The 14,525-nt window shown below is 42.8% G+C and carries 27 protein-coding genes and 1 riboswitch; all 27 genes read right to left on the bottom strand.

What is annotated here, in order from left to right; translation table 11 throughout:
- Positions 1 to 4 precede the first annotated feature (4 nt).
- The 27 genes from rpsD to FLL46_RS11020 all read right to left on the bottom strand — a co-directional run bounded on the left by rpsD (position 5) and on the right by FLL46_RS11020 (position 14,080).
- Positions 5 to 625, bottom strand: coding sequence for a 30S ribosomal protein S4 (gene rpsD / locus FLL46_RS10890; protein WP_142893539.1), 621 nt, complete (start codon positions 623 to 625; stop codon positions 5 to 7).
- A gap of 27 nt (positions 626 to 652) precedes the next feature.
- On the bottom strand, positions 653 to 1,039 hold the full coding sequence (rpsK, locus tag FLL46_RS10895) for a 30S ribosomal protein S11 (protein ID WP_142893540.1): 387 nt from the start codon (positions 1,037 to 1,039) through the stop codon (positions 653 to 655).
- Between the two features lie 6 nt (positions 1,040 to 1,045).
- Positions 1,046 to 1,402, bottom strand: coding sequence for a 30S ribosomal protein S13 (gene rpsM / locus FLL46_RS10900; RefSeq protein WP_142893541.1), 357 nt, complete (start codon positions 1,400 to 1,402; stop codon positions 1,046 to 1,048).
- Between the two features lie 150 nt (positions 1,403 to 1,552).
- Entirely contained in the window at positions 1,553 to 1,666 is a 114-nt protein-coding gene (gene rpmJ / locus FLL46_RS10905) for a 50S ribosomal protein L36 (RefSeq protein WP_142893542.1), read from the bottom strand.
- A gap of 26 nt (positions 1,667 to 1,692) precedes the next feature.
- Entirely contained in the window at positions 1,693 to 3,030 is a 1,338-nt protein-coding gene (gene secY, locus FLL46_RS10910) for a preprotein translocase subunit SecY (RefSeq protein WP_142893543.1), read from the bottom strand.
- Between the two features lie 39 nt (positions 3,031 to 3,069).
- On the bottom strand, positions 3,070 to 3,507 hold the full coding sequence (rplO, locus tag FLL46_RS10915) for a 50S ribosomal protein L15 (protein ID WP_142893544.1): 438 nt from the start codon (positions 3,505 to 3,507) through the stop codon (positions 3,070 to 3,072).
- A gap of 2 nt (positions 3,508 to 3,509) precedes the next feature.
- A complete protein-coding gene (gene rpmD / locus FLL46_RS10920; protein ID WP_142893545.1) occupies positions 3,510 to 3,695 on the bottom strand; it encodes a 50S ribosomal protein L30 in 186 nt (61 codons plus the stop codon).
- Between the two features lie 3 nt (positions 3,696 to 3,698).
- Positions 3,699 to 4,205, bottom strand: a complete 507-nt coding sequence (rpsE, locus tag FLL46_RS10925; RefSeq protein ID WP_142893546.1) for a 30S ribosomal protein S5 — start codon at positions 4,203 to 4,205, stop codon at positions 3,699 to 3,701.
- A gap of 10 nt (positions 4,206 to 4,215) precedes the next feature.
- On the bottom strand, positions 4,216 to 4,569 hold the full coding sequence (gene rplR / locus FLL46_RS10930) for a 50S ribosomal protein L18 (protein ID WP_142893547.1): 354 nt from the start codon (positions 4,567 to 4,569) through the stop codon (positions 4,216 to 4,218).
- Between the two features lie 9 nt (positions 4,570 to 4,578).
- Complete coding sequence (gene rplF, locus FLL46_RS10935; protein WP_142893548.1) at positions 4,579 to 5,112, bottom strand: 50S ribosomal protein L6; 534 nt, start codon at positions 5,110 to 5,112, stop codon at positions 4,579 to 4,581.
- 11 nt (positions 5,113 to 5,123) lie between these two features.
- Complete coding sequence (gene rpsH / locus FLL46_RS10940; RefSeq protein WP_142893549.1) at positions 5,124 to 5,519, bottom strand: 30S ribosomal protein S8; 396 nt, start codon at positions 5,517 to 5,519, stop codon at positions 5,124 to 5,126.
- An 18-nt stretch (positions 5,520 to 5,537) separates the two neighbouring features.
- Positions 5,538 to 5,843 carry a 30S ribosomal protein S14 gene (rpsN, locus tag FLL46_RS10945; RefSeq protein ID WP_142893550.1) on the bottom strand — a complete coding sequence of 102 codons (306 nt, stop codon included), beginning with the start codon at positions 5,841 to 5,843 and terminating at the stop codon, positions 5,538 to 5,540.
- A gap of 10 nt (positions 5,844 to 5,853) precedes the next feature.
- A complete protein-coding gene (gene rplE / locus FLL46_RS10950) occupies positions 5,854 to 6,393 on the bottom strand; it encodes a 50S ribosomal protein L5 (protein WP_142893551.1) in 540 nt (179 codons plus the stop codon).
- Positions 6,394 to 6,421: 28 nt separating this feature from the next.
- The gene (gene rplX, locus FLL46_RS10955) at positions 6,422 to 6,739 is read right to left on the bottom strand and encodes a 50S ribosomal protein L24 (protein ID WP_142893552.1); all 318 of its coding nucleotides are present in this window, start codon (positions 6,737 to 6,739) and stop codon (positions 6,422 to 6,424) included.
- 11 nt (positions 6,740 to 6,750) lie between these two features.
- Complete coding sequence (gene rplN / locus FLL46_RS10960; RefSeq protein WP_142893553.1) at positions 6,751 to 7,119, bottom strand: 50S ribosomal protein L14; 369 nt, start codon at positions 7,117 to 7,119, stop codon at positions 6,751 to 6,753.
- A gap of 124 nt (positions 7,120 to 7,243) precedes the next feature.
- Positions 7,244 to 7,504, bottom strand: coding sequence for a 30S ribosomal protein S17 (rpsQ, locus tag FLL46_RS10965; RefSeq protein ID WP_142893554.1), 261 nt, complete (start codon positions 7,502 to 7,504; stop codon positions 7,244 to 7,246).
- Positions 7,504 to 7,731, bottom strand: coding sequence for a 50S ribosomal protein L29 (gene rpmC / locus FLL46_RS10970; protein ID WP_142893555.1), 228 nt, complete (start codon positions 7,729 to 7,731; stop codon positions 7,504 to 7,506). The genes rpsQ and rpmC overlap by 1 nt, the downstream gene beginning before the upstream one ends.
- On the bottom strand, positions 7,731 to 8,138 hold the full coding sequence (gene rplP / locus FLL46_RS10975) for a 50S ribosomal protein L16 (RefSeq protein WP_142893556.1): 408 nt from the start codon (positions 8,136 to 8,138) through the stop codon (positions 7,731 to 7,733). Before rplP ends, rpmC begins: the two co-directional genes overlap by 1 nt.
- Before the next feature lie 11 nt (positions 8,139 to 8,149).
- Positions 8,150 to 8,842 carry a 30S ribosomal protein S3 gene (gene rpsC / locus FLL46_RS10980; protein WP_142893557.1) on the bottom strand — a complete coding sequence of 231 codons (693 nt, stop codon included), beginning with the start codon at positions 8,840 to 8,842 and terminating at the stop codon, positions 8,150 to 8,152.
- 11 nt (positions 8,843 to 8,853) lie between these two features.
- Positions 8,854 to 9,186 (bottom strand): 50S ribosomal protein L22, encoded by a 333-nt coding sequence (gene rplV / locus FLL46_RS10985; RefSeq protein WP_142893558.1) that lies wholly within the window; start codon positions 9,184 to 9,186, stop codon positions 8,854 to 8,856.
- Positions 9,187 to 9,195: 9 nt separating this feature from the next.
- Entirely contained in the window at positions 9,196 to 9,471 is a 276-nt protein-coding gene (rpsS, locus tag FLL46_RS10990; RefSeq protein WP_142893559.1) for a 30S ribosomal protein S19, read from the bottom strand.
- A 14-nt stretch (positions 9,472 to 9,485) separates the two neighbouring features.
- Positions 9,486 to 10,313 carry a 50S ribosomal protein L2 gene (gene rplB, locus FLL46_RS10995; protein WP_142893560.1) on the bottom strand — a complete coding sequence of 276 codons (828 nt, stop codon included), beginning with the start codon at positions 10,311 to 10,313 and terminating at the stop codon, positions 9,486 to 9,488.
- A 16-nt stretch (positions 10,314 to 10,329) separates the two neighbouring features.
- Positions 10,330 to 10,623 (bottom strand): 50S ribosomal protein L23, encoded by a 294-nt coding sequence (rplW, locus tag FLL46_RS11000; protein WP_142893561.1) that lies wholly within the window; start codon positions 10,621 to 10,623, stop codon positions 10,330 to 10,332.
- On the bottom strand, positions 10,620 to 11,237 hold the full coding sequence (rplD, locus tag FLL46_RS11005; protein WP_142893562.1) for a 50S ribosomal protein L4: 618 nt from the start codon (positions 11,235 to 11,237) through the stop codon (positions 10,620 to 10,622). The genes rplW and rplD overlap by 4 nt, the downstream gene beginning before the upstream one ends.
- Positions 11,238 to 11,251: 14 nt before the next feature.
- Complete coding sequence (gene rplC / locus FLL46_RS11010) at positions 11,252 to 11,884, bottom strand: 50S ribosomal protein L3 (protein WP_142893563.1); 633 nt, start codon at positions 11,882 to 11,884, stop codon at positions 11,252 to 11,254.
- Between the two features lie 114 nt (positions 11,885 to 11,998).
- Complete coding sequence (rpsJ, locus tag FLL46_RS11015) at positions 11,999 to 12,310, bottom strand: 30S ribosomal protein S10 (RefSeq protein WP_142893564.1); 312 nt, start codon at positions 12,308 to 12,310, stop codon at positions 11,999 to 12,001.
- Positions 12,311 to 12,766: 456 nt separating this feature from the next.
- Positions 12,767 to 14,080 (bottom strand): cyclic di-GMP phosphodiesterase, encoded by a 1,314-nt coding sequence (locus FLL46_RS11020; protein WP_142893565.1) that lies wholly within the window; start codon positions 14,078 to 14,080, stop codon positions 12,767 to 12,769.
- A gap of 178 nt (positions 14,081 to 14,258) precedes the next feature.
- Positions 14,259 to 14,343: riboswitch (cyclic di-GMP riboswitch) on the bottom strand.
- Between the last annotated feature and the right edge of the window lie 182 nt (positions 14,344 to 14,525).

Genomic DNA, 14,525 nt, shown 5'->3' on the forward strand with positions numbered 1-14,525 from the left:
AGTGTTACTTAGAGTATAATTCCACTATTAGATTTTCGTTAATGTCAGATGGTAAATCAGAACGCTCAGGAGCGTTTTTGAAAGTCCCTTCCATCTTTTTATCATCAACTTCAACCCATGTAGGACGCTCTTTTTGCGAAGCCAGTTCTAAAGCCGCTACAATACGAGCTTGAGTTCTTGACTTTTCACGAATAGAGATCACATCCGATGCAGACACGTTATAAGACGGAATGTTAACGGTTTTCCCATTAACCAACACCGCTTTATGACTTACCAACTGACGAGCTTCAGCTCTAGTTGTACCAAATCCCATTCGGTAAACAACATTGTCTAATCGAGTCTCTAATAGTTGAAGCAGGTTTTCACCTGTCGCACCTTTAAGGCGAGCAGCTTCTTTATAATAATTTCGGAATTGCTTTTCTAATACGCCGTAAATTCTGCGTACTTTTTGCTTTTCACGTAATTGTAGACCATAGTCCGAAAGGCGAGCACGTTTTCCGCCGTGAACTCCTGGTGGTTGATCAATTTTACACTTATCTTCAATAGCACGTACGCCGCTTTTCAGCATCAGATCGACGCCTTCACGACGTGCTAACTTAAGCTTAGGTCCAATATATCTTGCCATCTGTTAATTCTCCAGCAATACCTAAAGTTACACGCGTCGCTTTTTAGGCGGGCGACATCCATTGTGAGGGATCGGCGTAACATCAGTGATGTTAGTGATCTTGAATCCGGCATTGTTTAATGCACGAACTGCTGACTCACGACCTGGTCCAGGGCCCTTGACGAATACTTCCATATTCTTCATGCCCATTTCTTTAACCATTTCTGCAACTCTATCAGCGGCAACCTGTGCGGCGAATGGAGTGCTTTTTCTAGATCCGCGAAATCCAGAACCACCGGCAGTGGCCCAAGCAAGTGCGTTTCCTTGACGGTCAGTTACTGTCACGATAGTGTTATTGAATGACGCGTGAATATGAGCCATTCCATCAACTACGTGCTTTTTGACCTTTTTACGAGAACGAGGTGATTTTGCCATAGTTGTCTATCTCTTAATTGGTTTACGCGGACCTTTTCGCGTACGCGCATTAGTTTTAGTGCGCTGTCCACGAACAGGTAAACTTCTTCTGTGACGAATGCCACGAAAGCAACCTAAATCCATCAAACGTTTAATATTCATGGAAACTTCACGACGCAAGTCACCTTCAACAGTGAATTTTGCAACTTCGCCACGAAGTGATTCAATTTCAGATTCGGTCAAATCTTTTATTTTGCGATTTTCTTCGATTCCAGCGCTACCACATATAGCTTTAGCGCGAGAACGGCCTATGCCATAAATCGACGTCAATGCAATTACCGAATGCTTGCTAACTGGAATGTTAATACCAGCGATACGGGCCATTTAACTAACTCCCAAATTTCAGTTTCAAGTGCTTTATATTCTCTAATCTAAAACACCTTATAAAAAGGCGCGACATAATAGCCTTGAAACGATTAAAAATCAACCTGTTAATTTAATCTCTCTAACAAGATATAGTAAGGAAGTCTTTTCTTATCCCTGACGCTGTTTATGGCGAGGGTCAGAACAGATAACTCTTACACTGCCGTTTCTGCGAATTATTTTACATTCACGACAGATTTTTTTAACAGAAGCTCGAACTTTCATCTTCGTACTCCAAATAAAATAGCGCTTTACCGGATACCGGTTGCGCCATAATTTTTAAAATTGGCCTTTTTCAATACTGACTCATAATCGCGAGATATTAGATGCGCTTGTACTTGCGACATAAAATCCATAATGACGACCACGATTATCAACAATGAAGTTCCACCAAAGTAGAAAGGCACTTGCCAGAATAAGATCATGAACTCAGGAAGAAGACAAACTGCAGTGATGTAGAGTGCTCCAACCAAAGTTAGCCGCGTCATAACCTTATCAATATATTTAGAGGTCTGCTCGCCAGGACGAATGCCGGGAATAAACGCTCCAGATCGTTTTAATTGATCTGCTGTATCACGAGGATTGTAGACCAATGCGGTATAGAAAAAACAGAAGAACATGATACCTGCACCATATATCAATATATATAGTGGATTACCAGGCTGCATCTGCTGTGCAACATTTTGCAACCACAACCAGTCATCACCTTTACTTGCACCTATCCATTGAGCAATTGTGCCCGGGAATAGAATAATACTTGATGCAAATATTGCGGGGATAACACCAGCCATATTAACTTTTAGCGGTAAATGAGAGGATTGTGCCTGATACATGCGGCGACCTTGCTGTTTTTGCGCATAATTTACAACGATTCTTCGCTGTCCACGCTCCATAAATACAACAAATGCTGTAACCAACAAAACAACTGCAAGAATTAACAACAGCGCAAGAACATTCATATCGCCTTGTCTTGCCTGCTCAAAAGTTTGTCCTAAAGCAGTCGGCAAGCCAGCCACGATACCGATAAAGATCAATACCGATATACCGTTACCAATACCACGCTCATTAATCTGCTCACCTAACCACATTAAGAACATGGTTCCAGTTACCAAACTAACAATGGCGCCGAAGTAAAAACCAAAATCAGGATTTGGAACCAATCCTGGCATCAAATTTGGAAAATTCGTTGCAATTCCAATCGCTTGTACGCAAGCCAGGAAAAAGGTCAAATACCGAGTGTATTGGTTTATCTTACGTCGCCCAGCCTCACCTTCTTTCTTAATTTCCTGAAGTTTCGGCTCAACAAAACTCATTACCTGAATGATAATGGATGCGGTAATGTATGGCATAATTCCCAGAGCAAAAACACTCGCTCTTTCCAATGCTCCACCAGAAAATACATTGAACAAAGCCAAAATTGTACCTGATTGCTGTTCCATTAATTGGGCCAGAACGCCCGAATCTATTCCTGGAACAGGAACAAAGGATCCCAAACGGAAAATAACAATAGCAGTGAGCACAAACAACAAGCGTTGTTTGAGCTCAGTTAATCCGCCGCCTGATTTTTTTTCTACTGGAGCTTTAGCCATTTCTTTTGTTAACCCTTACACTTACGTAGTTAAACAAGACTACGCTTGAACCTTCCCACCAGCAGCTTCAATAGCTGCTTGAGCGCCTTTACTCACTCTAACTCCATCACCAATGCTTACAGATCGGTCGATAGAACCAGATAACATTACTTTTACTTGCTGAATGTTCTTATTAATAAGGCCAGCAGCACGTAAAGACAAGAGGTCAACCGTTTCACCTTCAATTTTATTTAGTTCACCAAGTCGAACTTCAGCTGAAACCAAAGATTTTCTCGATGTAAAACCGAATTTTGGTAAACGCTGTTTCAAAGGCATTTGACCGCCTTCAAAACCAGGTTTTACTTTTCCGCCAGAGCGAGACTTCAAACCCTTATGGCCTCTACCACAAGTTTTACCTAGTGTAGAACCAATACCGCGACCAACTCGCTTTGCTTTCTTTTTAGCACCTTCGCCAGGGCTTAGAGTATTTAATCGCATGATCAATCCTCCACTCGAATCATATAGCTTATAGTATTAACCATACCTCGAGTTGAAGGTGTATCTTCAACCTCAACCGTATGGCCTATGCGACGCAATCCTAAACCCATCAAACAAGCCTTATGGTTCTTTAACCGACCGCTTGACGATTTGGTTTGAGTAACTTTCATGTATTTCTTAGCGGCCATGATTTACTCCATAATTTCAGCAACAGATTTACCGCGTTTTGCTGCGACTGCCTCTGGAGAGAACATTTCGCTTAAGCCACGGATTGTTGCACGCACGATATTAATTGGATTTGTTGAACCGATGCTTTTTGCCAAAACATTTTCAACACCAACTACTTCAAATACAGAACGCATCGCACCACCGGCGATAATACCTGTACCTTGAGACGCAGGCTGCATATATACTTTTGAAGCCCCGTGTCTTGAGTTAATAGGATGTTGTAACGTGTGACCATCTTTTAATTCAACTTGAATCATATTACGACGAGCTTGTTCCATCGCTTTTTGAATTGCAGCAGGAACTTCACGCGCCTTACCACGACCAAAACCGACTTTACCATTACCATCGCCAACTACCGTCAAAGCTGTGAAAGAGAAAATACGTCCACCTTTAACCACTTTTGAAACGCGGTTAACGTTAACTAATTTCTCTACAAGACCTTCGGTATTATTTGCTTCTTGTCTAGCCATTTTTTAACCCTTAAAACTGAAGACCATTTTCGCGTGCAGAATCAGCTAATGCTTTAACACGACCATGGTATTTAAAACCAGAGCGATCAAAAGCTACTTTTGATACGCCCGCTTCAGTAGCTCGTTTCGCAACCAATGCACCAACAGCTTTCGCTGTATCTACATTTCCTGTTGCACTACCGGCTGCCTTGATGTCTTTCTCAACACTTGATGCAGTCGCTAAAATCTTTCCGCCTTCTGCGGAAATAACCTGAGCATAAATATGGCGAGGTGTACGATTAACAACTAAACGAGTGGCACCTAGCTCTTTCATTTTCATTCGACCTTTAGTCGAACGACGAATTCTAGCTTGTTTCTTATTCATGACGCTGCCCTACTTTTTCTTAGCTTCTTTACGACGGATAGTTTCGTCCGCGTATTTCACACCTTTACCCTTATAAGGCTCTGGTGGACGATAAGCTCGGATGTTTGCTGCAACCTGACCAACTAATTGCTTGTCAACACCCTTAACCAGAATCTCTGTATTAGAAGGTGTTTCAACCGTAATACCTTCTGGTAGTTCGTAATTCACAGGGTGTGAAAAGCCAAGTGTAAGATCGAGAACTTTACCTTTAGCTTTAGCTCGGTATCCAACTCCCACTAACAACAGCTTCTTTTCAAAACCTTGGGAAACCCCTGTAACCATATTATTGACTAATGAACGCATAGTTCCTGACATCGCTTTTGCTCCGTCAACACCATCTCGTCCCGCAAATGTTACCTGGTTGTCTTCAACATTGACGTCAACTGAAGTATGAATATCTTGCTTCAATTCACCTTTTGCACCTTTAACTGCAATAGTTTGACCTTTAAGGTCAACAGTTACACCTGAAGGAATTGCTACTGGATTTTTTGCTACTCTAGACATAATGGTTCTCCTTAAGACACGATACAGAGAACTTCGCCGCCGTGACCTTGCTTACGCGCAGCTTGATCGGTCATAACTCCTTTAGAAGTAGACACGATAGCGACACCTAAACCATCTAGTACACGAGGTAGCTCAGTAGACTTTTTATAAATACGTAACCCAGGGCGACTAACACGTTTAATTGTGTCGATAACTGGACGGCCTTGGTAGTATTTTAATTCAATTGATAATTCTGCTTTCCCACCGTCTTCTGATCGAGAAATTTCGGTGATATAACCTTCTGCTTTCAATACTTCAGCGATAGACACTTTGAGTTTTGAAGAAGGCATGGAAACAACTTTTTTGCCTGCTGATTGTCCGTTACGGATGCGAGTCAGCATATCAGCAATAGGATCTTGCATGCTCATATTGATTCTCCCAACAAATTACCAGCTAGCTTTAACCAAGCCGGGTACATTACCTTTCATCGCTTGCTCTCGTAACTTATTTCGGCATAAACCGAACTTACGAAGGTAAGCATGAGGGCGACCAGTGACACGACAACGATTACGTTGACGTACGGGGCTTGCATCACGAGGTAGTTTTTGCAACGCTACCTGTGCTTCCCAACGCTCTTCATCACTTTTGCTGAGGTCAGCAATAATTGCCTTTAGTTCAGCACGCTTCTTAGCGTACTTTGCAACCATACGTGCGCGTTTGTTTTCGCGCTGTACCATTGATACTTTAGCCATAAATTACCCCTTAGCTCTTAAGCGGGAAGTTAAACGCGCTTAAAAGTTCGCGTCCTTCTTCATCTGTAGTCGCAGTGGTAGTGATAGTGATATCCATACCGCGTATCTTATCAACCTTATCGTAATCGATTTCAGGAAAGATAATCTGCTCTTTAACACCCATGGAATAGTTACCACGGCCGTCAAACGACTTAGGATTTAAACCTCGGAAGTCACGAATACGAGGAATTGCTATAGAGATTAAGCGCTCCATAAACTCCCACATACGCTCACCGCGAAGTGTTACTTTTGCGCCAATAGGGTAGTCGTCACGAATTTTAAAACCAGCAATTGATTTGCGAGCTTTTGTAACAACAGGCTTTTGGCCCGAGATTGCTGTCAGATCTCCGCAAGCGTTCTCTAGAACTTTCTTATCCCCAACAGCTTCACCCAGACCCATATTTAATGTGATCTTGGTAATCTTAGGGACTTGCATGACAGACTTGTAGTCAAACTTTTCAGTTAAAGCGCTGACTACCTTTTCTTTATAGTGGTCTTGCAGTTTCGCCATTTCTTACACCAATTAATGAAAAACTAGATTAATCGATCAATTCGCCGTTCGATTTAAAAATACGAACGCGCTTACCGTCTTCTTCAACTTTAATTCCAACACGATCAGCTTTGCCGGTCTTGGAATTAAAAATTGCAACATTGGAAATATCCATTGCAGCTTCTTTTTCAACGATGCCGCCTTGAATACCTGCCTGTGGGTTAGGTCGAACATGTTTTTTCATCATGTTAACACCTTCCACAACTACACGGTTCTTGTCAGTAATGATTTTAGAAATCTTACCGCGTTGGCCGTTACTCTTACCTGTAAGAACGATGACTTCATCGCCAGTTTTTAACTTTTGCATGTCAATCTCTCCTACAGTACTTCCGGAGCCAAAGATACGATCTTCATGAACTTATCACCGCGAAGTTCGCGAGTAACAGGTCCAAAAATACGAGTACCGATAGGCTGTAAGTTAGTATTAAGAAGAACCGCAGCATTGCCATCAAAACGAATCAAAGACCCATCAGGACGACGAACACCTTTTCTGGTTCGAACAACAACCGCGTTAAGAACATCACCCTTCTTCGCTTTACCACGAGGAATAGCTTCTTTAACACTGACTTTGATCACATCACCGATTCTTGCGTAACGGCGGTGTGAACCTCCAAGAACCTTAATACACTGAACTCGACGCGCACCGCTGTTATCAGCAACGTCAAGCGTAGTTTGCATCTGGATCATTGGTTTTCTCCAATAGTTCCCGCACTAAATATACGCACACTTTATAGTAGTGCCGCGCAAAAGGAGCGGGAGTATACCATCATTCAATTGATTCAGCTAACGAAAATATACTAATTCCGTATCTTTAGTTAGCTTTTTCAACTACCTCAACTAACTGCCAGGATTTGCTCTTTGAAAGCGGTCTGCTTTCAACAACAGTGACAGTATCGCCTATTTTGCACTCGTTAGCTTCATCATGAGCATGAACCTTAGTAGAACGCTTAATAAATTTCCCATAAATAGGATGCTTTACTTGGCGCTCAACTTTGACGGTAATGGTTTTATCCATTTTGTCGCTGATGACTTTACCAGTCAGAGTACGCTTAATTACTTTCTGCTCACTCATTAGTTCTGCTCTCCATTAGAAGGCGCTTCATTTGCTGAAGTACCAGCCTTCTGATTTAGTACAGTTTTAACGCGTGCAATATCACGACGCACATTTTTTAATGTGTGAGTCTGGTTCGACTGACCAGTCGCTTTCTGCATACGTAAGTTAAACTGCTCTTTACGTAGTTCAAGCAGCTCATTTTGGAGCTCCTCAACACTTTTATCTCTCAACTCAGAAGCATTCATTACAATACCGTCCGCTTAACAAAAGTTGTTTTAAAAGGAAGTTTAGCTGCAGCTAATGCAAATGCTTCGCGCGCTAAATCTTCAGCAATACCTTCAACTTCGAACAACATACGTCCTGGTTGAATTTGTGCAACCCAGTATTCCACACTACCTTTACCTTTACCCATACGAACTTCTAATGGCTTTTTAGTAATAGGCTTATCAGGGAATACGCGGATGTAAACCTTACCTTGACGACGCATATGACGAGTCATAGCACGACGTGCGGCTTCGATTTGTCTAGCAGTCATTCGTCCGCGAGCCGCAGACTTAAGACCAAACTCACCAAAGCTAACATTGTGGTTTACAACACCACGGTTACGGCCGGTGTGCTGTTTACGAAATTTCGTTCTTTTTGGTTGTAACATGGTCTATTCCCCTACTGTTTCTTAGCTCGGGAAGGCTTCTTTTTTGGTTTTTCTTCAGCAATAGCTTGCGGTTGATCACCAAATACCTCACCTTTGAAAATCCAGACCTTAACACCAATAATTCCGTAGGTGGTCGCAGCTTCCGCAGTCGCATAATCGATGTCTGCACGAAGTGTGTGCAAAGGTACACGACCTTCACGATACCATTCAGCACGAGCAATATCTGCACCGCCTAAACGACCACTTACTTGAACTTTGATACCTTCGGCGCCTACACGCATAGTGTTTTGTACCGCTCGCTTCATAGCACGACGGAACATAACACGACGCTCTAATTGCTGTGCAATACTGTCAGCAACTAATTGCGCGTCCAATTCTGGCTTACGAACTTGCTCAATATTAATTTGAGTTTGTACGCCAGTCATTTGTGATACTTTTTTACGTAACTTTTCGATGTCTTCGCCTTTTTTACCGATCACAATACCCGGACGGGCAGTGTGGATGGTTACGCGAAGTGCTTTCGTAGGGCGTTCAATATCAATTTTTGATACTGAAGCACGCGAAAGAGTCTTCATCAGCCATTCACGAATTTGAATATCGCTTGCCAGGAAATCCGCATATTCACCGCGTTCCGCATACCAAATAGAACTATGCTTTTTTACGATGCCAAGACGGATACCATTTGGATGTACTTTTTGACCCATGGATCTATCTCCTAGTTATCCGAAACTTTAACGGTGATATGACAAGACCGCTTAAAAATGCGATCTGCTCGACCTTTCGCACGCGTTTTGATCCGCTTTAACGTAGGGCCTTCATCTACAAAAATTGTAGAAACAGTTAGCTCGTCGATATCTGCGCCATCGTTATGCTCAGCATTTGCGATTGCAGAATCTAGAACTTTCTTAATCAAATCGGCTGCTTTTTTGTTACTGAATTTCAGTATGTTTAAAGCTTTTTCTACCGAAAGACCGCGAACCTGATTTGCCACTAAGCGAGCTTTTTGTGGGGAGATACGCGCATGGCGTAAAACAGCTTGAGTTTCCATCGTCATCTCCTATCGCTTCGCTTTCTTGTCAGCAACATGGCCTTTGTAGGTACGAGTTGGTGCGAATTCGCCCAACTTGTGACCAACCATGTCTTCATTAACCAATACAGGTACATGCTGACGACCATTATGAACTGCAATGGTCAATCCAACCATCTCCGGAGAGACCATTGAACGACGTGACCAGGTTTTAATCGGCTTTCTGTTATTTGAGGCCACAGCATCTTCAACTTTCTTTAAAAGATGAAGATCAATAAATGGGCCTTTTTTAAGTGAACGTGGCACGATTGCTTCCTCTATTACTTACGGTTACGGCGACGGACAATTAACTTGTCTGTACGCTTGTTACTACGAGTCTTCTTGCCCTTAGTTGGTACACCCCATGGAGTTACAGGATGTCTACCACCTGAGGTACGTCCCTCACCACCACCATGTGGATGGTCGACTGGGTTCATAGCAACGCCTCGAACAGTAGGTCGTACACCACGCCATCTTGTTGCACCCGCTTTACCGAGTGAACGTAGCATATGTTCAGCGTTACCAACTTCCCCAATGGTCGCACGACAATCAGCTAGAACTTTACGCATTTCGCCACTTCTTAAACGTAGTGTTGCATAAGAACCTTCTCGTGCTACCAATTGGACGTAAGCACCAGCACTACGAGCGATTTGAGCACCTTTACCAGGCTTCATCTCGATACAGTGGATTGTGGTACCTACTGGAATGTTTCTCATCGGAAGAGTATTACCCGGTTTAATAGGTGCATCTTGTCCCGATTGAATTTGATCGCCAGCTTTTAAGCCTTTAGGAGCGATAATATAACGACGCTCACCGTCAGCGTATAAAACTAACGCAATATTTGCACTACGGTTAGGATCATATTCTAAGCGCTCAATAGTGGCTGGAATGCCATCTTTGTTACGCTTGAAATCGATAATACGGTAGTGTTGCTTATGGCCACCACCAACATGGCGAACTGTAATTCGACCATTGTTGTTACGACCACCACTTTTTGATTTCTTGTCTAACAAAGGCGCATGTGGAGCACCTTTATGCAGGTCTGGATTCACAACTTTGACTACAAAGCGACGACCCGGCGACGTTGGTTTAGCTTTCATTAGAGCCATTATCTTACCCCTTCGCTTACTCGGCGCCTACAAAGTCAATGTCCTGCCCTTCTTGCAGAGACACGTAGGCTTTTTTCCAATTCGAACGACGACCTGAAACTGCTCCGGTACGTTTTGTCTTACCTTTCACAACTGAAGTTCTTACGTCGTCAACTTTTACGTCAAACATAAGTTCTACAGCTTTTTTCACTTCAAGTTTTGTCGCGTTAATTGCTACCTTAAAAACAAACTCACCGCGTTCGGCTGCTAAGCTTGCTTTTTCAGACACATGTGGAGCTAACAAGATGCTCATGATTCTTTCTTGGTTCATCCCCACATCTCCTCAAATTTTTTCACGGCGTCTACAGTCATAATTACTTTATCGAAAGCAATAAGACTTACCGGATCGCAGGCTTGAACATCACGAACATCAACTTTGTGAAGGTTTCTTGCCGCAAGATATAGATTCTCTTCGACATCGTTAGTAACGATAAGCGCGTCAGCTACACCATAATCTGAAAGTTTATTTACTAAGATTTTAGTTTTCGGAGACTCAACACCGAAAGACTCAACCACAAGCAATCTATCTTGACGAATCAACTCGGACAAAATGCACTGCATTGCTCCGCGATACATCTTACGATTAACTTTTTGCGAGTGATCTTGTGGACGTGCAGCAAATGTCACTCCACCAGTTCTCCAGATCGGGCTACGAATAGTACCAGCACGTGCTCGGCCAGTACCTTTTTGACGCCAAGGTTTAGCACCACCACCGCTAACATCACTACGGTTCTTTTGAGCTCGGCTACCTGAACGTGCTCCAGCCATGTAGGCAACAACTACCTGATGAACCAACGCTTCGTTGAATTCACGACCGAAAGTCGTTTCAGATACTTGTAGAGCAGGTGCTTTTTCACCACCAGTTACAGCTAAATTAATTTCCATTCTCTAATCTCCCCCTAAACCTTAACCGCTGGACGAACGATAACGTCGCCGCCAGTGGCCCCAGGTACGGCGCCTTTAATTAGAAGAATATTTCGCTCAACGTCGACACGAACAACAGAAAGATTCTGTGTTGTGACACGCTCAGCACCCATATGACCAGACATTTTCTTACCCTTGAAAACTTTACCAGGCGATTGGTTTTGACCAATCGAACCATTAGCTCTGTGAGCTAGCGAGTTACCATGAGTAGCATCTTGAGTTTGGAAGTTCCAACGCTTAACACCGCCTTGAAAACCTTTACCTTTTGATGTGCCAGTTACGTCAACAACCTGACCAGCTTCAAAGATATCAACTTTGATTTCACCACCAGTTTCAAAACCATCTAATGAATCTGAGGTAAATTCCCAAAGTCCACGACCTGCCTCTACACCAGCTTTTTTGAAATGACCAGCTTCAGGGCGGTTAACACGGTTGGCTTTGCGCTCACCGGTTGTCACCTGGATCGCTTGGTAGCCGTCGTTTTCTTGTGTTTTAACCTGAGTAATTCGATTTGGTGCTACTTCAATTACAGTAACCGGTGTTGAAACACCATTTTCATCAAACACTCGGGTCATGCCGCATTTGCGACCAACGATTCCGATTGCCATTTTAAAAACCCTCTAAATACATTGCACACTAAGACCTGTGCAACCAACATGTTTGTCAACTTAAAAACGCTAAACGCGACTTAAATCGACTTACAAACATTCCTCAAACAACCCTTAAGAAAGGCTGATTTGAACATCTACACCCGCCGCCAAATCAAGCTTCATCAAAGCATCGACTGTTTTTTCGGTAGGTTCGACAATATCAACCATTCGCTTGTGAGTTCTAATTTCATACTGATCTCGCGCGTCTTTATTAACGTGCGGAGAGATCAAAACCGTATAACGCTCTTTGCGTGTCGGTAATGGAATAGGACCACGAACTTGTGCACCGGTGCGCTTTGCAGTATTAACAATCTCAACTGTTGATAAATCAATCAGCTTATGATCAAACGACTTTAAGCGTATTCGGATTCGCTGCTTAGCCATGCAAAGAATCTCCAAAGTTAAAAATTAAACATATAAAAGCCGCCTCTCCTAGCTTTCAAGGAGTGCGGTTAAAATTCTTTTCGACCAAAATTAGGTCGGTTGTCGAGCCGCAAATATCACTATTTACTTTTGGTTCCAGTCATCTTTTACAATCACTGTTATTGAAATGAACCACCCTAATTGGACTTATCCAAATTGGGAGCGGCATTATAGAGAAAAGAAAGGTCGATTACAACCCAAATATAGAATGACTGAAAATATATTTTTTTGCGCTTTACCTGACACGCAAAAGTTGAATATTTATTCTTTAAAATCAAAAGGATAGGAGAAAGGGCTTTGGTGTTGATTAATTTTGTTTAGCTCAACCTATCCGCTGTTGATGGCATTATTTTTACAAACACAGGGAAATCCCCTCTACAATACCCTGCTGCATAGCTCGAACTACTCAGGTCCTGACTAATTAAATATACCGCTCAGCCCGGAAAAGGCTTGTGCAAACCTGCTTCGTTGGTAGTTTCTTATTTCCTGGTTAATTCTTTGCAAGTCATCTTCTGTCACCTTATGCATACTGCCCTCCTGTCTGATGATTACATCTTTGTAATCTCCTTCGCCTAACCTGATGATTTTATAACTTAATAGCCGGTAGCCCTCGGGATCATGGGTCAAGGCTACCGTCGCTCGAATTCTTCTATCTTTTGACTGTTCGACCACAATTCCGGAACATCCGCTTGAGAGTAAAACCTGTGTTCCTGGCGGATAAAGGCCTGTTGCTTGAATTAGCTCCTCGATTAACTCTCCGTCAAACGCCGAGTCTCGATAGCAGTATAAACGCGAAAGCACTTGCCCTACAGTTCTTCTCTTGCGGGTCAACATGGGGTGCAAAATTAAATCAAACGCCTCAGCAAGACCTGCAACCTGGGATAAATAAGGAATCGCTTTTCCCGATTTTTGCTGCGGGAAACCGCTCCCGTCGAAGCGCTCAGTCATGTTGGCGATAATGGTTAAAACTCTCGGCTCGATACGGCAATGACTTAGCTTTTCTAGTGTCAACTGCGACCACTTTGCAAAGTCAGGATGGAGCTCAGCGCCCTGAAAAGCTAGCCAGTCATTCTTTCTCAAGTAAGACTTCCCAACACTGGAGAGCAAAATCGCTTGATTCATGACACTTAGAGACGACCGTTGAACTCCCATAGAGCGCCCCATTAAGGTCGCCCAAATAGAAGTTCGTACCACATGATCATAGACTTTGCCTGCACGGACTTTCACTTTAGTAAGCCAAAGCAAGGCATCAGGACTTTCAATTAATGAAGCAACAATTTCATCGCTGACGGTACTTATTTGACTAACGAATTTAGCATTAATGTTTTTTAAGCCGGGCTTCAGCTCATTCAATAGCTGATCGGCTCGCTGCAACAGTTTGTAGGCGTGTGCTATTTCTTTTGAAATGGGTCTTTGATCAGAATAACTTTGAGTGCAAAATTTTCGCCATGGCCGCACTTGGCCAACTTGCTGATTTCTTTTTTTGGAACTGTCTCGACTGCCAGCAATCTGAGATATCAGGTTTAGCTGCCCGCCAGACAGACTTTTAGCCTGGTCAATCTCTACTTGTTTTCCATAACGAGATATTTTTAATATGTCTTCTCGGGACTTGATCAAAACACCTTCGAGTGGAAACTCCGTCGCACTCCACGGCGTTTCCAGTCGAGTGACATACATGCCAATTCTCAATTCGGCGACGTTTAGTCTTCTTGTTTCAATATGTTTCGACATTTTTATAAGTCAATGATCGCATCAATTATTCAGTTACAAACCTCCATGTGCGCAACGCTCGGCATTTTTCTTTGCTGCACCACTAAAAAGCGGCTTAGCCATGAATGCAAGCAACATTTGGTCGTTCAAATCGGTACTGAGTAGAAACAAAAAACGGAGAGGTTTGGGGAGAGTCTGTCTCGGTAACCCCGCCGCCATAGGGTTCCCCTTAGACCGGTGGTTTTGCGTACAAGAACTTTCGTTCAAGCTTGCCTTTTTCAACACAATTTAAGCATACATCGAGACCGCGATTTTGTCTATGCTTCAATGACTAACGGCCAGGAATTGAATATAAAAATTTAATTTTAGATAAGAACAAATAAGGGGAATCTCAAATCACTCTAACTGCAAGTCAATTATTTTAGGTAATTCACTTATTCAAGACTTTTCGAATGACCGAGACTTT

Origin of the sequence: Aliikangiella coralliicola (genome assembly GCF_007004725.1) — a bacterium.
Classification (GTDB): domain Bacteria; phylum Pseudomonadota; class Gammaproteobacteria; order Enterobacterales; family Kangiellaceae; genus Aliikangiella; species Aliikangiella coralliicola.

Coding starts and splice junctions, on each gene's coding strand:
- rpsD (WP_142893539.1), bottom strand. CDS start 625: ATGGCAAGATATATTGGACCTAAGCTTAAGTTAGCACGTCGTGAAGGC.
- rpsK (WP_142893540.1), bottom strand. CDS start 1,039: ATGGCAAAATCACCTCGTTCTCGTAAAAAGGTCAAAAAGCACGTAGTT.
- rpsM (WP_142893541.1), bottom strand. CDS start 1,402: ATGGCCCGTATCGCTGGTATTAACATTCCAGTTAGCAAGCATTCGGTA.
- rpmJ (WP_142893542.1), bottom strand. CDS start 1,666: ATGAAAGTTCGAGCTTCTGTTAAAAAAATCTGTCGTGAATGTAAAATA.
- secY (WP_142893543.1), bottom strand. CDS start 3,030: ATGGCTAAAGCTCCAGTAGAAAAAAAATCAGGCGGCGGATTAACTGAG.
- rplO (WP_142893544.1), bottom strand. CDS start 3,507: ATGCGATTAAATACTCTAAGCCCTGGCGAAGGTGCTAAAAAGAAAGCA.
- rpmD (WP_142893545.1), bottom strand. CDS start 3,695: ATGGCCGCTAAGAAATACATGAAAGTTACTCAAACCAAATCGTCAAGC.
- rpsE (WP_142893546.1), bottom strand. CDS start 4,205: ATGGCTAGACAAGAAGCAAATAATACCGAAGGTCTTGTAGAGAAATTA.
- rplR (WP_142893547.1), bottom strand. CDS start 4,569: ATGAATAAGAAACAAGCTAGAATTCGTCGTTCGACTAAAGGTCGAATG.
- rplF (WP_142893548.1), bottom strand. CDS start 5,112: ATGTCTAGAGTAGCAAAAAATCCAGTAGCAATTCCTTCAGGTGTAACT.
- rpsH (WP_142893549.1), bottom strand. CDS start 5,519: ATGAGCATGCAAGATCCTATTGCTGATATGCTGACTCGCATCCGTAAC.
- rpsN (WP_142893550.1), bottom strand. CDS start 5,843: ATGGCTAAAGTATCAATGGTACAGCGCGAAAACAAACGCGCACGTATG.
- rplE (WP_142893551.1), bottom strand. CDS start 6,393: ATGGCGAAACTGCAAGACCACTATAAAGAAAAGGTAGTCAGCGCTTTA.
- rplX (WP_142893552.1), bottom strand. CDS start 6,739: ATGCAAAAGTTAAAAACTGGCGATGAAGTCATCGTTCTTACAGGTAAG.
- rplN (WP_142893553.1), bottom strand. CDS start 7,119: ATGATCCAGATGCAAACTACGCTTGACGTTGCTGATAACAGCGGTGCG.
- rpsQ (WP_142893554.1), bottom strand. CDS start 7,504: ATGAGTGAGCAGAAAGTAATTAAGCGTACTCTGACTGGTAAAGTCATC.
- rpmC (WP_142893555.1), bottom strand. CDS start 7,731: ATGAATGCTTCTGAGTTGAGAGATAAAAGTGTTGAGGAGCTCCAAAAT.
- rplP (WP_142893556.1), bottom strand. CDS start 8,138: ATGTTACAACCAAAAAGAACGAAATTTCGTAAACAGCACACCGGCCGT.
- rpsC (WP_142893557.1), bottom strand. CDS start 8,842: ATGGGTCAAAAAGTACATCCAAATGGTATCCGTCTTGGCATCGTAAAA.
- rplV (WP_142893558.1), bottom strand. CDS start 9,186: ATGGAAACTCAAGCTGTTTTACGCCATGCGCGTATCTCCCCACAAAAA.
- rplB (WP_142893560.1), bottom strand. CDS start 10,313: ATGGCTCTAATGAAAGCTAAACCAACGTCGCCGGGTCGTCGCTTTGTA.
- rplW (WP_142893561.1), bottom strand. CDS start 10,623: ATGAACCAAGAAAGAATCATGAGCATCTTGTTAGCTCCACATGTGTCT.
- rplD (WP_142893562.1), bottom strand. CDS start 11,237: ATGGAAATTAATTTAGCTGTAACTGGTGGTGAAAAAGCACCTGCTCTA.
- rplC (WP_142893563.1), bottom strand. CDS start 11,884: ATGGCAATCGGAATCGTTGGTCGCAAATGCGGCATGACCCGAGTGTTT.
- rpsJ (WP_142893564.1), bottom strand. CDS start 12,310: ATGGCTAAGCAGCGAATCCGAATACGCTTAAAGTCGTTTGATCATAAG.
- FLL46_RS11020 (WP_142893565.1), bottom strand. CDS start 14,080: ATGTCGAAACATATTGAAACAAGAAGACTAAACGTCGCCGAATTGAGA.